Source organism: Flectobacillus rivi (assembly GCF_030056655.1).
GTDB lineage: Bacteria > Bacteroidota > Bacteroidia > Cytophagales > Spirosomataceae > Flectobacillus > Flectobacillus rivi.
The window spans coordinates 269,509-285,794 of record NZ_JASHIE010000009.1 but is presented as its reverse complement, the minus strand read 5'-3'; the positions used below and the strand labels follow the sequence as shown (position 1 = coordinate 285,794).

At 38.8% G+C, this 16,286-nt stretch carries 8 protein-coding genes; 2 read left to right on the top strand and 6 right to left on the bottom strand.

Features of this window, described 5'->3' with window-relative positions; genetic code table 11:
- Positions 1-125: 125 nt before the first annotated feature.
- The 3 genes from QM481_RS13965 to QM481_RS13955 all read right to left on the bottom strand — a co-directional run bounded on the left by QM481_RS13965 (position 126) and on the right by QM481_RS13955 (position 6,825).
- Positions 126-1,499 (bottom strand): vanadium-dependent haloperoxidase, encoded by a 1,374-nt coding sequence (locus QM481_RS13965; protein WP_283382189.1) that lies wholly within the window; start codon positions 1,497-1,499, stop codon positions 126-128.
- Positions 1,500-1,729: 230 nt separating this feature from the next.
- On the bottom strand, positions 1,730-3,613 hold the full coding sequence (locus QM481_RS13960) for a RagB/SusD family nutrient uptake outer membrane protein (protein ID WP_283382188.1): 1,884 nt from the start codon (positions 3,611-3,613) through the stop codon (positions 1,730-1,732).
- A 14-nt stretch (positions 3,614-3,627) separates the two neighbouring features.
- Positions 3,628-6,825 carry a SusC/RagA family TonB-linked outer membrane protein gene (locus QM481_RS13955; protein WP_283382187.1) on the bottom strand — a complete coding sequence of 1,066 codons (3,198 nt, stop codon included), beginning with the start codon at positions 6,823-6,825 and terminating at the stop codon, positions 3,628-3,630.
- A 784-nt stretch (positions 6,826-7,609) separates the two neighbouring features.
- Here QM481_RS13955 and QM481_RS13950 point away from each other — a divergent pair.
- Positions 7,610-10,927 carry a VCBS repeat-containing protein gene (locus QM481_RS13950; protein ID WP_283382186.1) on the top strand — a complete coding sequence of 1,106 codons (3,318 nt, stop codon included), beginning with the start codon at positions 7,610-7,612 and terminating at the stop codon, positions 10,925-10,927.
- Positions 10,928-11,252: 325 nt separating this feature from the next.
- On the opposite strand, the gene QM481_RS13945 is transcribed toward QM481_RS13950, so the two are convergent.
- The 3 genes from QM481_RS13945 to QM481_RS13935 all read right to left on the bottom strand — a co-directional run bounded on the left by QM481_RS13945 (position 11,253) and on the right by QM481_RS13935 (position 15,437).
- Positions 11,253-12,230, bottom strand: coding sequence for a DUF2167 domain-containing protein (locus QM481_RS13945; protein ID WP_283382185.1), 978 nt, complete (start codon positions 12,228-12,230; stop codon positions 11,253-11,255).
- Positions 12,231-12,564: 334 nt separating this feature from the next.
- Positions 12,565-13,995: a circularly permuted type 2 ATP-grasp protein gene (locus tag QM481_RS13940; protein WP_095166547.1), complete on the bottom strand. Its 1,431-nt coding sequence runs from the start codon at positions 13,993-13,995 to the stop codon at positions 12,565-12,567.
- Between the two features lie 215 nt (positions 13,996-14,210).
- Positions 14,211-15,437 carry a serine hydrolase domain-containing protein gene (locus QM481_RS13935; protein ID WP_283382184.1) on the bottom strand — a complete coding sequence of 409 codons (1,227 nt, stop codon included), beginning with the start codon at positions 15,435-15,437 and terminating at the stop codon, positions 14,211-14,213.
- Between the two features lie 216 nt (positions 15,438-15,653).
- On the opposite strand from QM481_RS13935, the gene QM481_RS13930 reads away from it, so the two are divergent.
- Positions 15,654-16,157, top strand: coding sequence for a DUF4494 domain-containing protein (locus QM481_RS13930; protein ID WP_166553016.1), 504 nt, complete (start codon positions 15,654-15,656; stop codon positions 16,155-16,157).
- Positions 16,158-16,286: the final 129 nt, after the last annotated feature.

The following is a 16,286-nucleotide window of genomic DNA, read 5'->3' as shown; positions in this document are numbered from 1 at the left end:
ACTTGAGCTATGTTAGATATTTTAGTATTAATACTTGTAGGTTTTAGTAGTAAAATGACTTAAAAGTGGTGAGTTTTGCCATGATTTATGGTCTTTGAAGGCAAATACGCTATTGTCAACTTTTATTATTCTTTTTTATAGAGGCTTTTTTGCCATATAAGGCTATTGATATTTTCTCCTATTTCTTTTCCTTTTTGCAAGCCTGCATCGTTGTCCATTGGCGTATGAATACCTCCGTAAAAGCGGGAGTTAGCTACTTCATTGGCAATATCCCAAAGCGCATTAAATGTACGAGCCTTAAACTCTACATGTCGCAGCCCATCGGGTTTGCGTCCTACGTGTGAGTCGTCTACGATGGTGATTGAATTGCCGTACAAATTGCCCAAAACTGTTGCTGTTGCAGCCGCTTGAATAGCATGACCTGATGGGAAAGCAGGAAATGGTGGATCTGGCCAAAATGACTCCCAAAACTTATCGATATACTTTGGAATAAAGGTATTGGGACGTTCTGTAAAAAACTGATATTTCCATTTCCAGCAATTAACAAAAGCATCTGCAACTCCCATACCTACACGAGCATACGTTTCGGCACATTTGATGAGCGGAGGATTGATTTTCTTAATCACTAGTGTTGCAATATAATAAGAGTGACCTGGTGGTGTAAATGTTTCGTCTGGATCATCTCCCCACCATACAGCCGCTTCTTTTTGTTGCTGAGTCAAAGCATTTCTTTGACGATATACTGCCAAAAACTGCTGATAGTATTCAGATTGAGGTACTGAGTCAAAAGGAATGGGCTTAGGAGCTGCTATTTTATGATCTGCTATTAAAAAGGTACGGTTTTTACCCCAATCAGGATGTAATGGTGAACGACTAATCGATTGACTATAAAGTGGAGGTTGCCATCCTCCTGGCTTTTGAGGATAGACTCTTTTTTTATCAAAATTATTAAAATAGCCTTCGTTGCCTCCATCTGTTTTTGCCCATTCGAATATCTTTTCGGCTACTGCACGTCCGTAGGCAATAGAACGTTTTGTAATTTCGGGGTCAGTGATATTAGCAGAGCGTGCTTCTAGGAAAGCATTTTCGAGTGAATCTATTTTTGTTTTATTTACATCAGAGGTTTGCTTGTAAAGCGCCTTGATGATATGCGCCTGAGATGCATTGAGTGCAATAAGCCAATCATAGGTCTGATTCGGCTGAGGTATCGGTAAGCTTTTTAGACTGTCTAACTGACCTGCCATTGAGGCATAAGTTTGGTCGCTATGCACCACGGATTCGTACATGGTAAGACCAATATAACCAAGACATCTAGAAGCATAAGTTGGCGAGTTGCCAGGGGTATTTTTGGTAATATACAAAGCCATATCCGACCAGCGGGTAGCGTAGTCTTGCTCAGTAATTTTTTTTTGAAAAAACTGACAACTTATACAAAAGCCAACTAAAGCAACTGCAACTATCCCGTTGAATACACCTAAGCTTTTCATTGAAGGTTTCATATTTTATAAATTTATGTTGAAAGAGGAAAAGTCAAATGCTTTCTACCTAGTAGTACAACTCTAATATTGACTGATTAGTGCACAATATATGTATATTTTATATTGATAAAATCATAAAGTAAAATAAATCATTGAATTAGTGGTAAAGCATCTCCAGAGATGTAAAACGATTTAACCAAATTAGGCAGTCATTTCTGACTGCCTAATTGATATTTGGATTAGGGATAGGATTAATTCGAATATCCAGGGTTTTGTACCAACTTGGTATTACGTAATACCTCGTTACGACTCAACGCACGATAGTACATTTTGTCGTTCCAAGTACGCGTTTCGTTAGACGTATTATCCTCCACTGAGTAGCTATAATTGTAACGATTTTTATCGTATTTATAGATAGCAGGAGCAGTCATTCCTGACTTAAGTTTAGCCTCCACGTGGATAGATTTTACGCCACGTCCTACCGTAGAAGCAGCAATCATCCAACGACGTGCATCATGATAACGATGCTCTTCATAAGACAACTCGATACGTCTTTCATTTCTCAAACGATCACGCAAAGCAGTTCCTTTATCATTTACAGCTGGCATACCCGAACGGAAACGAATTTTGTTAATCCATTTCAAAGCTTCCGCTTCATCGCCTGTTTCGAGACTTGCTTCAGCATAACTCAAAGCCATTTCAGTATAACGAATAAACGGCCATGGAATCACCTGTGCAGAAGATTGGTTATCTGCCAATGCTGGGTTTGGATCAATAAACTTACGAGTATAGTAGTGCGTACGGCTACCGTTCCAGTTTTCTACGGCTGATTCACGTGTATCAATACCATTTAATAATCCTCCTTTTCCATCATCATAATAACCTGTTTGGATTTGGTTAGCAGGGTCCAATGCACTAACGTCAGCAGGACGAGGCTTCCAAGGTGCACCATCGTATAAAACCGAAGCATAAAAACGAGGGTCACGGTTTTCGTAAGGAGCTGATTTATGTGTAGCATTACTCCAATCGAATTTAGTACCGTCCATCATTTCGTAATCGTCAACCAATTGTTGGATTGGCGTATTACCTGCCCAGTTGTGATAACCGTTTGGTCCGTTGTTGATACCATAGTGAATACCACCCAAAGGCCAGTTATCTTCCTGTGTGTACAAAGCAGTATGTGTACGTTGGAACAACAATTCAGATGCAGCAGCAGGATCCGCTACGGCACTTTGACCACCCATTGCAATGGCATTGTAGTTATTTTTACCTTCTTCAACAGACACTGGTGCTGTCAAATTCAATTTATAACCCGTAGTAGCATCCAAAACTGCTTTTGCAGCAGCTTTTGCCGCTTGCCAACGAGCAGCACGGTCACCAGAAGGATATGCCAACAAATCAATATTTTGATAGGTAGCTAACACTGGAGATTTTGCTTTAGCGGTAGGGCCATCATGTAAATCACTCGCGGCATACAACAATACACGTGCTTTTAATGCCATCGCTGACAACTTGGTAGCACGTCCTGGTGTAGATGGTTTTCCATCCAAAAGTTTGATGGCGTTATCCAAATCACTCACAATAAACTTCACGCAATCATCATACGAACTTCTAGCTACAGTGTAGTCTTCATTCAAACCATAAGATTTGCTGATGAGTGGAACACCACCATAAAAACGCAACAACTGCTGATAGTAGTAAGCACGCAAGAAGTATGACTCACCAATCAAACGATCCTTCAATGTAGCATTGGTAAAAGTAGCTGTTGGAAGGTTTTCAAGTGCTACGTTTGCCTCACGAATAGCCAAGTACATTTTATCCCAACCGTAGGTGTCACTCACCCAAGCAATGTTGTTTGGACTTTCAGTGCCTTCCGTAAAAGTATTAATATTACGACCAGCGTGGGTAAACATCGCTTCATCGGTGTAAGCAGCTAAAGCTTGCTCTTCAAAACCACCATATCCTAAGAAAGAGTACACGTTAAAAACAAAAGCTTCCGAAAGTGGTCCATCGGCCCATGTTGCTGCACTCGATATTTTATCTAAGGGTTTGGTATTCAAAAATTCTTGATCACAAGATAAAGTAAGCCCCATCAGAGCAGCGAATAAGCCTACTTTTATACTAAATTTCTTCATGTTAAATTACGTTTTTAGAAGGTTAGACTCAAACCTGCATTTATCACACGTGATTGTGGGTAGTACACACCACCTTGAGCAGTCGCCTCTGGGTCAAAGATTTTGTTTTTGTCAATTGTCAACAAATTCAATGCATTGACATAAACTCTCAAACTTCCTAATTTTAACTTCTCAGTAATATTACTTGGAAAATTATAGCCTAATTCGATGTTCTTCAAACGAACATAGTTTTTACTAAATAGGTAATAGGTATTGTTACCGTAGTTACCGCCAGTAAAGTAGGTATCTCCTCTACTTGCCAAACGTGGGTCTACGCTACTTGGGTTGTCTACTGACCATCTGTGATCATAAGAGTATTTCAAATAGTTACCAATATCACCCGATTCTGTTTGAATACGAATAGCAGCACCCATAGCACCTTGGAAGAGTGCACTTACATCAAAGCCTTTGTAACGAACATCAATAGTAGCACCAAAGTTGAATGTTGGTGTTGCATTCTGGTCTAATCTTACTTGGTCATCACCATTGATTTTACCATCGCCATTTACGTCTTTGAACTTCATGTCACCCGGAATCAATTTTGACGTTACTGCCGAGTAGTCTAATTTGTTTGCATCAATATCAGCAGTGTTTTTAAATACGCCATCATATTCATACACCAAATATCCACCAATAGACTTACCTTCTTGTAGCTGGTAACTAGGAGCTCCTGGTACTTCATCCATAAACACTACCTTGTTTTTAGCATAACCTCCGTTTACTGAAGCTCTGAAAGTCAAATCTTTTGATGCTTTTCCGTTATAAGATACATTGAATTCAAAACCACGGTTGTCAACAATACCTGCATTTACTGGAGGCAACAAAGAATTGATACCTGAAGATGCTGGTGTTGAACCTGTTTTTTGAATCAAGATTTGATCTCTTCTATTGTAGAAATACTCCAATGTTAGGTTAATCTTGTTGTTTAAGAATGATCCATCAATCCCAACGTTATAGTTGTTGGCTCGTTCCCAAGTAAAGTTAGGGTTAGCCAAAACAGTTTCTCTCAAAGTCGTTACAACTTGGTTGTTGATAGGATACTGTCCAAAACCAAATGTCGACAAGTAAGCATATTCTTGCAGTTGGTTATTGAAGAATACTTGGTCATTACCCATTTGACCATAAGAAGCACGAAGTTTCAAATTGTCAACACCTTTTACTTTGAAGAAATCTTCATTAGAAATATTCCAACCTACTAACACCCCTGGGAAGAATCCAAAACGATGCGCCTCAGGGAAGATATAAGAACCATCATAACGCCAGATATATTCTAACAAATATCTCTCTTTGTAGTTATACTGCACACGACCATAATACCCCAAACGAGCACGGTTGTAAGCACTACCACCTGTATTTTGTTGCAAAGAACCACCCGCAAACAACTGGTCAACAGCCGAAGAAATATAGTTACGTCTGTAAGCAAAGAAGTTGTCACCATCAAAAGTCTCACGAGTTACACCAGCCAAGAAACTCAAGTTATGGTCTGCACCAAATTTCTTGTCATAGTTAATCATAGCAGTCAAGTTGGTATTCAAAACATTACTGTATGATTGAGTTAAACGTGGATCAGTAAAGTTTGAGCGAATGGCTCCTACTAACAAAGGCGTTACACCATCAGATTGATAGGTTTGCTTGTCCCAATAGTACAACATCCAAGGTGTTTGCCAAGTCTTGCTTGTCTGGCTATTTTTATCGATAGCACCTGACAAAGTTACTTTCAAACCATCTACCCAAGGGTTAGTCAAGATTACTGAACCGTTTGATTGCACATAGTCTGTTGGGTTATCTACATAACCTGTAGCATTGGTTGTAATCACATAAGGGTTTTGACCATTTTCAATATCTGGACCTGGCATTCCATTTGGCCAAACTTCTGGCTCAGTCGGACGACCACGCATCAACATACGGAAGATCGAACCTGCACTTTCAGTAGGATATCTACGTTGTTCACGACGCACCATGATACCCAAGTTAGCACTAATGTACTTATTGATTTTGGCATCAAGGTTTGTTCTGAAGTTGTATTGGTGATAGTTAGTAGCTGAATTTTTGTAGTACGCATCTTGCGAAACATAGCCCAAAGAAGCCATATAACGCATATTTTCAGAACCACCCGATAACTGTAAGTTATGACGAGTTTGTGGCGTCCAAGTTTTGAATGCATCGCCAAACCAGTCAGTATTTGGATAACGCCAAGGGTCTGAACCATCAGCATATTTCTTCACAGCATCTGGGCTATAATTCGCATTGATTGTACCAACACCTGCAGTTGGAGACTTGTAAGTACCTGTGTTTTGGATACTTTGCCATGCTGCACCCCACTCGCCTGCAGGAATGTTTTTGTAAATCGGAAGCTCATTCATGATTTTAGCATACTCCGCAGCGCTAGACATTTGAGGAACTTTTGTTGGTTGAGCCCAACCAAGGTTCATGTCATAAGTAATTGTTGGCTTACCAGTCTTACCTCTTTTGGTAGTTACCAAGATAGCACCGTTTGCAGCACGAGCACCATAAATTGCCGCCGAAGCATCTTTCAATACCGAAATCGATTCGATGTCACGTGGGTTCAAACGACCCAAACCACCATCACGATCAGGAATACCATCGATTACAACAAGCGGACTACTGTTACCAAGGGTGTTTGTACCACGAATCGAGATACTTGCACCATCGTTTCCTGGCTCACCACTTTGTTGGACAACCACCAAACCTGGCAAGCGACCTGCCAATGAGTTTGATAAATCCACTGCTGGTGATTTCAAAATTTTCTCACCTTGTACTGCAACAACAGCACCTGTAACAGTCACTTTTTTCTGCGTACCGTAACCTACTACAACAACCTCTTCGAGAGATTTGACATCTGTAGCAAGTGCAACGTCAACAACAGAACGATTATTCACAGATACTTCTTGGGAAATAAACCCAACTGAGGTAATAACCAATGTCGCAGATTTACCAGCATTCACTGAATACACACCATTGACATCGGATGTAGTACCGACGCTAGTGCCCTTCACTAGAATGTTGACCCCGGGCAAACCTTGACCTTTGTCATCAGTGATTTTTCCTTTTACACTTTGGGCAAGTGTATTAGCAAAAACCATAAAAATGAACCCCAAAGTCAGAAAACAAATTCTCCGACTCTGATGCTTCCACTGAGTAGAATTAATCATAATTTTTTATGTTATGGAATTGTAATGGGATTGGAATAAATACACGTAGGTATTGAGGCAATGCTCAATCTTGAACACGCAGTCGTCCGAAATTTTCATAGTTATTATTACTTTAGATAGATATGGTCAAGCCATCATGTACAAGCTCGCCTGTAGTATGAAAGTGGGGTCTAAGCACAGACATACTTTTAACAAATTAAGAAATAGTTGTACTTTTTATACCCATACCATTATTCATAAAATTGAGAATTATTTTATTTTTTCTGGTTTTTTGAATAAATACGGCTGTGCAAACATTTGCACAAAAAGAATAAAATTTATCATAAAACAGCCAATTGGTCTGCATACTTATTGATTAATGTCAATATAATACGATAAAAGAAGAATATATCTGAAATACGCACCTATAAAAAGTATATTTTAGAGCGCCCTGAAACTATATTTTATTGATTAAAACAATATTTTATAGATATTTTAAATATTTTTATTAAAGATTACTCCACTACCTTTTGAGGAATGCTCAATACTCACTTCAACCGAAAAAAAATGTTAGAGCAAGCACTTTATAGTACTCTTTGTTTCGCCATACATGAAGTGCTTGATGAGATTACTTTTTCCTTCTTTTTCTCTATATCTTCTTTAAAAAATTCGAGAAAATTGGGTAGTTTTCAGTAGTTATAACTCTTAAGCAATAAGTAGCTTACCAATCCAAAGTGGTAAAATGGCTTATTAATTAACAAAATCTAAATCAAGCAGACCCTTTAAAACTGTCTATTTAACAAGCATGAAAATTTTTTCCTATTCAGCCTTTCTCATTCTCTGTACAAGTATTCTCATCAGTTGTACAGATTCCACCAAAGCTCCCTCAGAAGATGATGAGTCTCCCGATGAGCTTTTCACCTTACTACCTGCAGAAAAAACTCATGTGGATTTCCAAAACGTAATAGACGAAGGGCTCAATACCAACGTACTCATGTACGAGTACTTCTATAATGGTGGAGGCGTTGCCGTGGGCGATGTCAATGGAGATGGCTATGATGATTTGTATTTTACCAGTAATATGAATGAAAACAAGCTTTATTTGAACAAAACTCAAATGGTGTTTCAAGATATTACTGCCCAAGCTGGCGTAGCTGGTCGCCAAGGCCCTTGGAAGACTGGCGTTACGATGGTGGATATTAATGGCGATGGCAAACTAGATATTTATGTGTGTCATTCTGGGAATCTTCGTCCAGAGAAAAAAGCCAACGAGCTTTTTATCAATCAGGGGAATGATGCCAATGGTATTCCAACATTTTTGGAGGAGGCTGCAAAATATGGCTTAGATAGCCCTGCTTCGAGCACCAATGCGTATTTCTTTGATGCCGACAAAGATGGTGATCTCGACCTTTTTCTTTTAAATCATAATATCAAATCACTTCCAGTACTCAATTTGTCAGATACTGCCGAGTTACTGAAAGTAGATGACTCGGTGAGTGGCTCACGATTTTATACCAATGATAAAGGGTATTTTAGAGATATTACAAGTCAGGCAGGTATTCAAAGTTCGGCTCTTTCGTATGGTTTAGGGGCAGGAATTGCAGACTTTAACCAAGATGGCTGGCCAGATATTTATGTAAGCAACGACTACGCGGTTCCTGATAGGTTGTATCTCAACAATCAAAAAGGAGGGTTTTCGGAGGTTAGTCTTGAGCAATTAGGGCATACTTCCAACTTTTCGATGGGCAACGATGTAGCTGATATTAACAATGATTTATTGCCAGATATTTTTACCTTGGATATGTTGCCAGAAGACAATCGTCGTCAAAAATTACTGATGGCTCCCGACAACTATTACAAGTTTGACTTGAGCGTACAATCAGGTTTTCACCACCAATATATGCGCAATATGTTGCACCTAAACAACGGGAACGGCTCATTTAGTGAAATCGGACAAGTATCGGGAATTTCGAATACAGACTGGAGCTGGTCAGCACTTTTTGCAGATTATGACAACGATGGCTGGAAAGATTTGTATGTAACCAATGGTTATTTGCATGACTATACTAATTTGGACTTTTTGAAATATATGGATGATTTCATCAAGAAAAAACAGGGTGGTTTTCAGCGTGAAGATGTATTAGAGTTAGTCAAAAAAATGCCTTCTTCCAATGTAAGTAATTACATGTTCCGTAACAAAGGCAATCTCCAATTTGCCAATTTATCCGACAAATGGGGCTTAAGTCGTCCATCAAATAGCAGCGGCGCAGCCTATAGCGACCTTGATAAAGATGGCGATTTGGATTTAGTGGTCAATAATATCAATCTTCCTGCCTTTATTTACCAGAATGAAAGCAAGCAAAAGTCTGAGAATCACTACCTCAATATTCAGTTCAAAGGAAATGCGCCCAACACGATGGGAATCGGAACAACGGTTAGAATATACGCTTCTGGGAATTCACAACAACAAGAGCAAATGCCAACGCGAGGTTTCCAATCAAATGTAAGTTTTGAACTCCACTTTGGCTTAGGAAAATCACAAACAATTGATTCACTGAAGGTTACTTGGGCAAGCGGTAAAGTACAAGTTTTGAAAAATGTTAAAGCAGACCAAGCCTTAGTATTGGAAGAGAAAAATGCGACAGATAGCGCTCCTAAACAATCAGTGGTTAATACCTATTTAGTTGAAACCAACTCCCCTATTCAAAGCGCAGCGGCAACGATAGTTCAAAATGATTTTAAGCGTCAGTCGTTACTCACGCAAGCGATGTCATTCGTTGGACCAGTCATGATTAAAGCCGATGTGAATCAAGATGGCTTGGAGGATGTATTTGTAGGTGGATGTTTTGGTAAAAACAGTGAGTTATTTATCCAAAATAAAGCCAATGGGTTCAGCAAACAAAGTATTAATACCAAAACCAATGCTGATATAAGCGATGCTATTTTCTTCGATGCCAATGGCGATGGAAAAGTAGACTTGTATGTGGCTTATGGCGGGTATCGAAATTTCACCGAAAATGATCCATTGCTTCAAGACCAACTATTTATCAATAACGGCAAAGGCGGATTTACGTTGAGTGCCTCTGCCCTGCCTGCTATGCCAGTAAGCACGGGTTGCGTTCGAGTAGGCGATGTCAATCAAGATGGAAAACCTGATTTGTTTGTAGGGGGAAGAGTAATTCCTGGCAGATATCCAGAAACACCACGAAGTTATATCCTCATTAACCAAGGCAATGGCACTTTCAAAGATCAAACACCAGCAGAATTACAAAAAATTGGTATGGTGACAGACGCTGCTTTTGTGGATTTGAATCAAGATAAAAAGCAAGAACTGCTTGTTGTGGGCGAATGGATGCCTATTTCGGTATTTACTATACAAGGGAATAAGATAGAAAATCAGACGGATAAGTACTTTGATAAAAATTATCAAGGGTGGTGGAATAAAATCGTCGTTGAAGACTTGAACGGTGATGGTAAGCCAGAAATCTTATTAGGAAATCAAGGGCTTAACAGTCAATGCAAAGTAAGTTTTAAAGAACCTGCCGAATTATATTTCAAAGATTTTGACCAAAACGGAACTGTCGATCCAATTTTGTGTACTTACGTTCAAGGAAAGTCATATCCTTATCTTACCCGTGACGAATTGCTTGAACAACTTACCATTAAGCGTAAAAAATTCACGAGCTACGACAGTTATGGAGATGCCACGTTAAAAGATATTTTTGACGACAAAGAACTAGAAGGCGCCGAAAAGTTAACAGCTAATTATCTCAAGACAGGATATTTTACCTTGAATGCACAAGACAAATTTGAAGAAAAAGCGTTACCGATAGAAGCACAATTTGCACCAGTGTACAACCTGTTGGTATTTGACTACAACAAAGACGGTAAAAAAGATGTATTGCTTGCAGGTAATCAAAATATCACTCGACTCAAATTTGGAAAATCTGATGCCAATTATGGTTTACTTTTACAAGGCGATGGAAAAGGAAATTTTGTAACCATTCCACAGAATAAGTCAGGGCTGAAAATCAAAGGCGACGTTCGGTCGGTGCTACAACTAAATCAAACGATAGTTTTTGGTATCAATCAGCAAGCGCCAAAAGCTTATAAGATTCAGTAAGAAAAACATGAGTCATTCCGAATTTAGTGATTTAGCGATTGAATGAATGAGTGATTAATTTAAAATTTATATTCTAGTTGTAGAGACGCAATGCATTGCACCTCAAGCAGAGTCAGATATTACAAGCTAGTATTAAAACGTGAGTCATTCCGAATTTTAACTTAGGGTTATTGTCCAAAGTTTATCAAAAAAGGCGGTTGAAAAACTAATTTCAACCACCTTTTTTGATGATTTACTTCAAAACAATACCTATTTAGACGCAATGCATTGAGTCTCTACAAGTAAGATTCGGGATGACTCATATTTTACTATAAAATACAAATAACTACACGGTTGGCTCTGTAGGTTCTTCTGGATTAATTTCTTTCGGTACTTCACCCTCCTCTTCTTTTTTCCCTGTAAAAAATCGCCATATTGCAGACAATCCTGCTCCGACAGCCACAATCAACAATTTGCCAAACTTAAGAAGTGGTGCAAAGAACTTAGCCAAAACTCCTAAAATTCCCAATTTTGCTAAGACCTTCCCTGCTACCAATCCTCCTATACCAACAGCGGCAATCTTATCTGCGCTGGGATTAAAGTCTGCATATTTGTTTCCATCTGTAAACTCTACGATATCAAGTACTTTATTAATGTCTTTATTAACCAGCGGAAATTCAGCCATTCCAGCTACTGCATTGAGAACAAGTACTCCTTTTCTTCCTAAAATTCGGATATTATAATTTAAGGTATTTTCTGAGCCACCTTCAAACTTAAGTTCTTTAGCCCAATGCAAAATTTTACGATTTTTGTCATAAAAAGGTTTGGAAGCCCAACCTACAATTTGAATAGCAGGATATCCCTCCTTTTTTCTTTCCTCATTTTCAGACTCCATGTCCTCTTTCATATCCTTTAAGAGGTCATCATAATTAATTTCGTCAGCGTCATCATCTTTCACGTAACCCATTTCATCCCATTCAACTACAAACGCATAGGCATTCTCATCAGTGATTTTCATTTTTTCGGGTAAAATAATCCCATAAATCCCTTCGCTTGGTGGATTACCCCATAGTTCTGTCAGCACTTGATTGGATTGCTCAGGATTAATATACTTAAATCCAGCAGGAATCTTCAGTTTTGCCAAATTATTAGAGAGTGTAATAGTACCTGTTTGATACTTAATTGCAGTTTCAACTGAGTCAAGGTAGGCTTGTTGAGCTTTGAGTAGTTCAGCTTCTGTTAAAGGTTCTTTAGCTTTTTTTTGGGCAAAAGTATTTAGCCCTGTCAAGCACATCAGTGCAAGAAGTAGAAATATTCTCTTCATAGTAAAATAAATTATAAAAGATTTAGTGAATTGTGATAATAGATTACAGAAGCGAGCTTTGGTGTCGAAAAATAGGTTAGAATTTAGTAAGGTGAAACTATCTTTCATTGAAGCATCTCAATTGTAAGTGCCTGAAAATTAAGAATAAATTTTAATATTTTAAACTTTATTCAACAAAAAACAAATTGCCACAAATACATATTAATTATGCATCTGTGACAATTTGTTTTTTAGGAAAAGTAAATTCAATGCTAATCTCTTAGCGCTTTACTTAAATATTAGTATCGAATGATGAGCTGTGAATTTCGTAACACTTTGCACTCAACATTCATACTTAGTACAACACCCATGTATCTTTAGAGCCTCCGCCTTGAGATGAGTTAACTACCAATGAGCCTTTGCGCAGCGCCACACGAGTCAGTCCTCCTGGGATTACTTGTACTCCATTTCCGTAAAGGATATAAGGACGTAAATCCACGTGGCGACCTTCTGCGTGGTCATCGATCAAACATGGCACGCGCGACAACGAGATTGTTGGTTGAGCAATATAGTTTCTTGGGTTTTCCTTGATACGTTTTTTAAACAATTCTTGTTCTTCCTTCGTAGATTTCGGACCAATCAACATACCATAGCCACCCGCTTCGTTCGCTTCTTTGACAACTAACTTTTCAATATTTTCTAACACATATTTACAATCATCATCCTCTCCACAAATGTAGGTCTCCACATTTGGAATAATTGGCTCTTCTCCTAAATAGTATTTAATGATTCGAGGCACATAGGCATAAATTACCTTATCGTCGGCTACGCCTGTTCCTGGGGCATTGGCAAGCGCCACACGACCTGCTTTGTACACATCCATCAACCCTGGGATACCAATCAAAGAATGAGGATTGAAAGTTTGTGGGTCTAAGAACGTATCATCGATACGACGGTAAATTACATCAACAATCTGGAAACCCTTGGTTGTACGCATTTTTACATAACCATCGTGAACGACTAAGTCACGGGTATCAACTAGCTCCACGCCCATTTGTTGAGCCAAATACGAATGCTCGAAATACGCAGAGTTATAAATTCCAGGCGTAAGTACAACAATCGTTGGATTTGGACGGTCACTAATGTATTGTAACATTTGCAACAAGCGTGTTGGATAATCCGAGATTGGTTGCACGCGTGTTTTACCAAGTACTTCAGGGAAAGTACGCTTCAATAGCTCACGATTTTCGAGCATATAACTTACTCCCGAAGGACAGCGTAAGTTATCTTCCAAAACCATAAATTCACCATCGTCGCCACGAATCAAATCGGTACCAGTAATGTGAATCCAAATACCTTTGGGAGGCTTTAAACCGATACATGGCTTCAAAAAGTTTTTCGAAGACTCGATTAACTCACGAGGAACTACTCCATCATTTAGGATTTTTTGGTCGTTATAAATATCGTCCAAAAACATGTTTAATGCTGTGATACGCTGAACCAAACCTTTCTCAGTTTTTGCCCAGTCGTCGGCAGCTACTACCCTTGGAATAATATCCACGGGCATGATACGCTCAGTACCTTCGTTTTCAGAATACACGTTAAAAGTAATGCCCAAGGCCATCAACGAACGTTCAGCCGCTTGATGACGACGAAGAAATTCCTCTACGCCCAATTGCTCGGCACGCTCTTTGAAGGCTTCATATCCTATTCGTACATTTCCTTCTGCATCGAACATTTCATCGTAAAATCCTTCTGTATTGTAATTGTTGAAGCTAAAGTTCATAGGCTTTCTTTTAGTGTTTTGTTCAGAACGTAAAACCTAATTTATTAAAATTATATTTTGCTTCCAAATTGATTTACCAAACAATATTTTGAAAATAATAATTTTATAGTACTTTTTAAATGGGAGATTATAAATAAAAAAGAATCCCTTTTAAAAATAAGTATTTTTACTCACTATATTTTTTAGCGTATTTTTTTCTAATTTTTTTTACCATCTCAAAAAGCCTCCAAAACAGCTTTTACCATTCCATCTAAAGATTTATTATCAATCCATCGCACCACCATTACCAAGTCATGGTCTGGGTCGACATAAACCATGTTGGTGCCATTGCCCAAATGATAATACACGTTTGGCGAAGCACTCGGTAGCAATTTCTGATTTGTATTTAAAAACCAGTTCATATAACCATACGTTGGTTCGGCTGAGGTTGGCGTTAAGGCTTGTTTAATCCAATTTTCTGAAATAAGTTGTTGGTCTTTCCAACGACCTTTTCTCAAGCATAATAGACCAAATCTAGCCATATCATAAGCATTGATAAACATGCCTCCACCCCAATGTCCACCTCCACTCACTGATTGCACGGGCTGTCCGTCTAGTACAATCCAAGAATTGCGATAACCCGTCCAGCGCCAAGTATTAGAAGCACCAATTGGATCCATAATCATGGTTTTGAGTACTTGGGGTAAAGGTTTACGCCAAACGCCTGTAGCTGCCAAAGCCAAAGCATTTACCCGTACATCGTTGTACTCATACACTGAACCTGGCGTATTGCGTGGTCGGGTAGTCCATTCGGTAGGATTAGCACTTGGGCGATCTGCCCACTCAGGTTTACCCCAGAGTGTTCCTTCCCAATCGCTCGTCTGACGCAATAAATGATCCCAAGTAATTTTACGATTGTGTGGCGTATCAAATGGTTTGAGCAATTCTGGTTTGCCATAGTCCTCGGCTGGTCGAGCAACTGGGTTTCCATAAACCTCAATCGGTGGCACATATTTATATACTGTATCATTGACAGAACCAATAAGCCCGTTGTCAACAGCCAAGCCAACGACGGTCGACAAAAAACTTTTGGTCACTGAGTGGGTCATGTCACAACGCAATGGTTCACCCCAAGTCGCCACGACATATCCTTTATGTATAATCACTCCTGTTGGTTCGCCCCTATCTGCAAAAGGTCCTATTCCGATGCCATAGGGTTCTTTACCGAAGGTTTGGTAATGATTAACCTCCATGCTACGAGGATTCTTAATTTCGTGGGACTTAGCAAACTCTATTGCCGCTTGAATTTTGTCTGATTTTAAACCTACACTTTCTGGAGATTTTATTTGCCACTCTTTTGCCTCAGGATAATAAACCGCTGGAGTAACTGCAACAGATTTCTTTTGTGAAAAACCTAATAATGATTCACACAAGCAGGTAAGTACAAGTACTATTTTTTTCATAAGGTTTTTAGTTGGGATGAAAATGAGTTATTTCAGATAAGTAGCAACTCAATAGCCAAATTTACGCTACATCAATCGACAATTGTTCGAAGCAACAGAAAAAATTCGCTTATTCATTCAAGAAGAATAATTGTACCGAAAATGTTTGGGTCGCGCTTTGAGGAATATTAAGAAAGTCTTGATAGTTTTGCAGGCATAAAATAAAACAGATTAATTATGGCAACTTGGTATTTGGCCAAAATTCGTTACCAGAGAGAGGACGAGGCAGGCTCATTAAAAACCATCAACGAAGCGTATTTGATTGATGCAGTATCTTACACCGACGCAGAGGCTAGAGTTTTTGAGATTGTGGCCAGCAATACACCCGAATTTCAAATTACAAACCTTACAAAAATGAAACTAAGTGAGGTGTTTTTTGAAGACAACAATGCCGAAACTTGGTTTAAAGCAAAAGTGCAGTATATCTCTTTTGATGAGAAATCGCAAAAAGAGAAAAAAACGGCTCACATGATGCTAATCAATGCCAACGACCCAGGTGAAGTTTATACTTTACTAAAAAAGAATTTGGGCAACCTCAACGATTACCAGATTACTGATATTAATATTACAACGATCTTAGAAGTATGTCCTTACGAGCCAGAAAACGAAATGCTCAAAAAAGGCAATTTTCGTCCTGTAGCAGAAGTATTGGCGGAGCAAGAAGCTAATCAACAGTCCTAATACTTTGAGAAAATTCTGATAAAAGGGTACATACACAATCGTTGTTTTGTACCCTTTTTGCTATTTTTGAAAAGAAGTAACGTGCTTGCCAACGCCCTTAATTGAGGTGTAGCACTACAACTCTATTTC

Bases quoted from the DNA above. Each gene is read 5' to 3' on its own strand.
- QM481_RS13965 (WP_283382189.1), bottom strand. From the start codon at position 1,499: ATGAAACCTTCAATGAAAAGCTTAGGTGTATTCAACGGGATAGTTGCA.
- QM481_RS13960 (WP_283382188.1), bottom strand. From the start codon at position 3,613: ATGAAGAAATTTAGTATAAAAGTAGGCTTATTCGCTGCTCTGATGGGG.
- QM481_RS13955 (WP_283382187.1), bottom strand. From the start codon at position 6,825: ATGATTAATTCTACTCAGTGGAAGCATCAGAGTCGGAGAATTTGTTTT.
- QM481_RS13950 (WP_283382186.1), top strand. From the start codon at position 7,610: ATGAAAATTTTTTCCTATTCAGCCTTTCTCATTCTCTGTACAAGTATT.
- QM481_RS13945 (WP_283382185.1), bottom strand. From the start codon at position 12,230: ATGAAGAGAATATTTCTACTTCTTGCACTGATGTGCTTGACAGGGCTA.
- QM481_RS13940 (WP_095166547.1), bottom strand. From the start codon at position 13,995: ATGAACTTTAGCTTCAACAATTACAATACAGAAGGATTTTACGATGAA.
- QM481_RS13935 (WP_283382184.1), bottom strand. From the start codon at position 15,437: ATGAAAAAAATAGTACTTGTACTTACCTGCTTGTGTGAATCATTATTA.
- QM481_RS13930 (WP_166553016.1), top strand. From the start codon at position 15,654: ATGGCAACTTGGTATTTGGCCAAAATTCGTTACCAGAGAGAGGACGAG.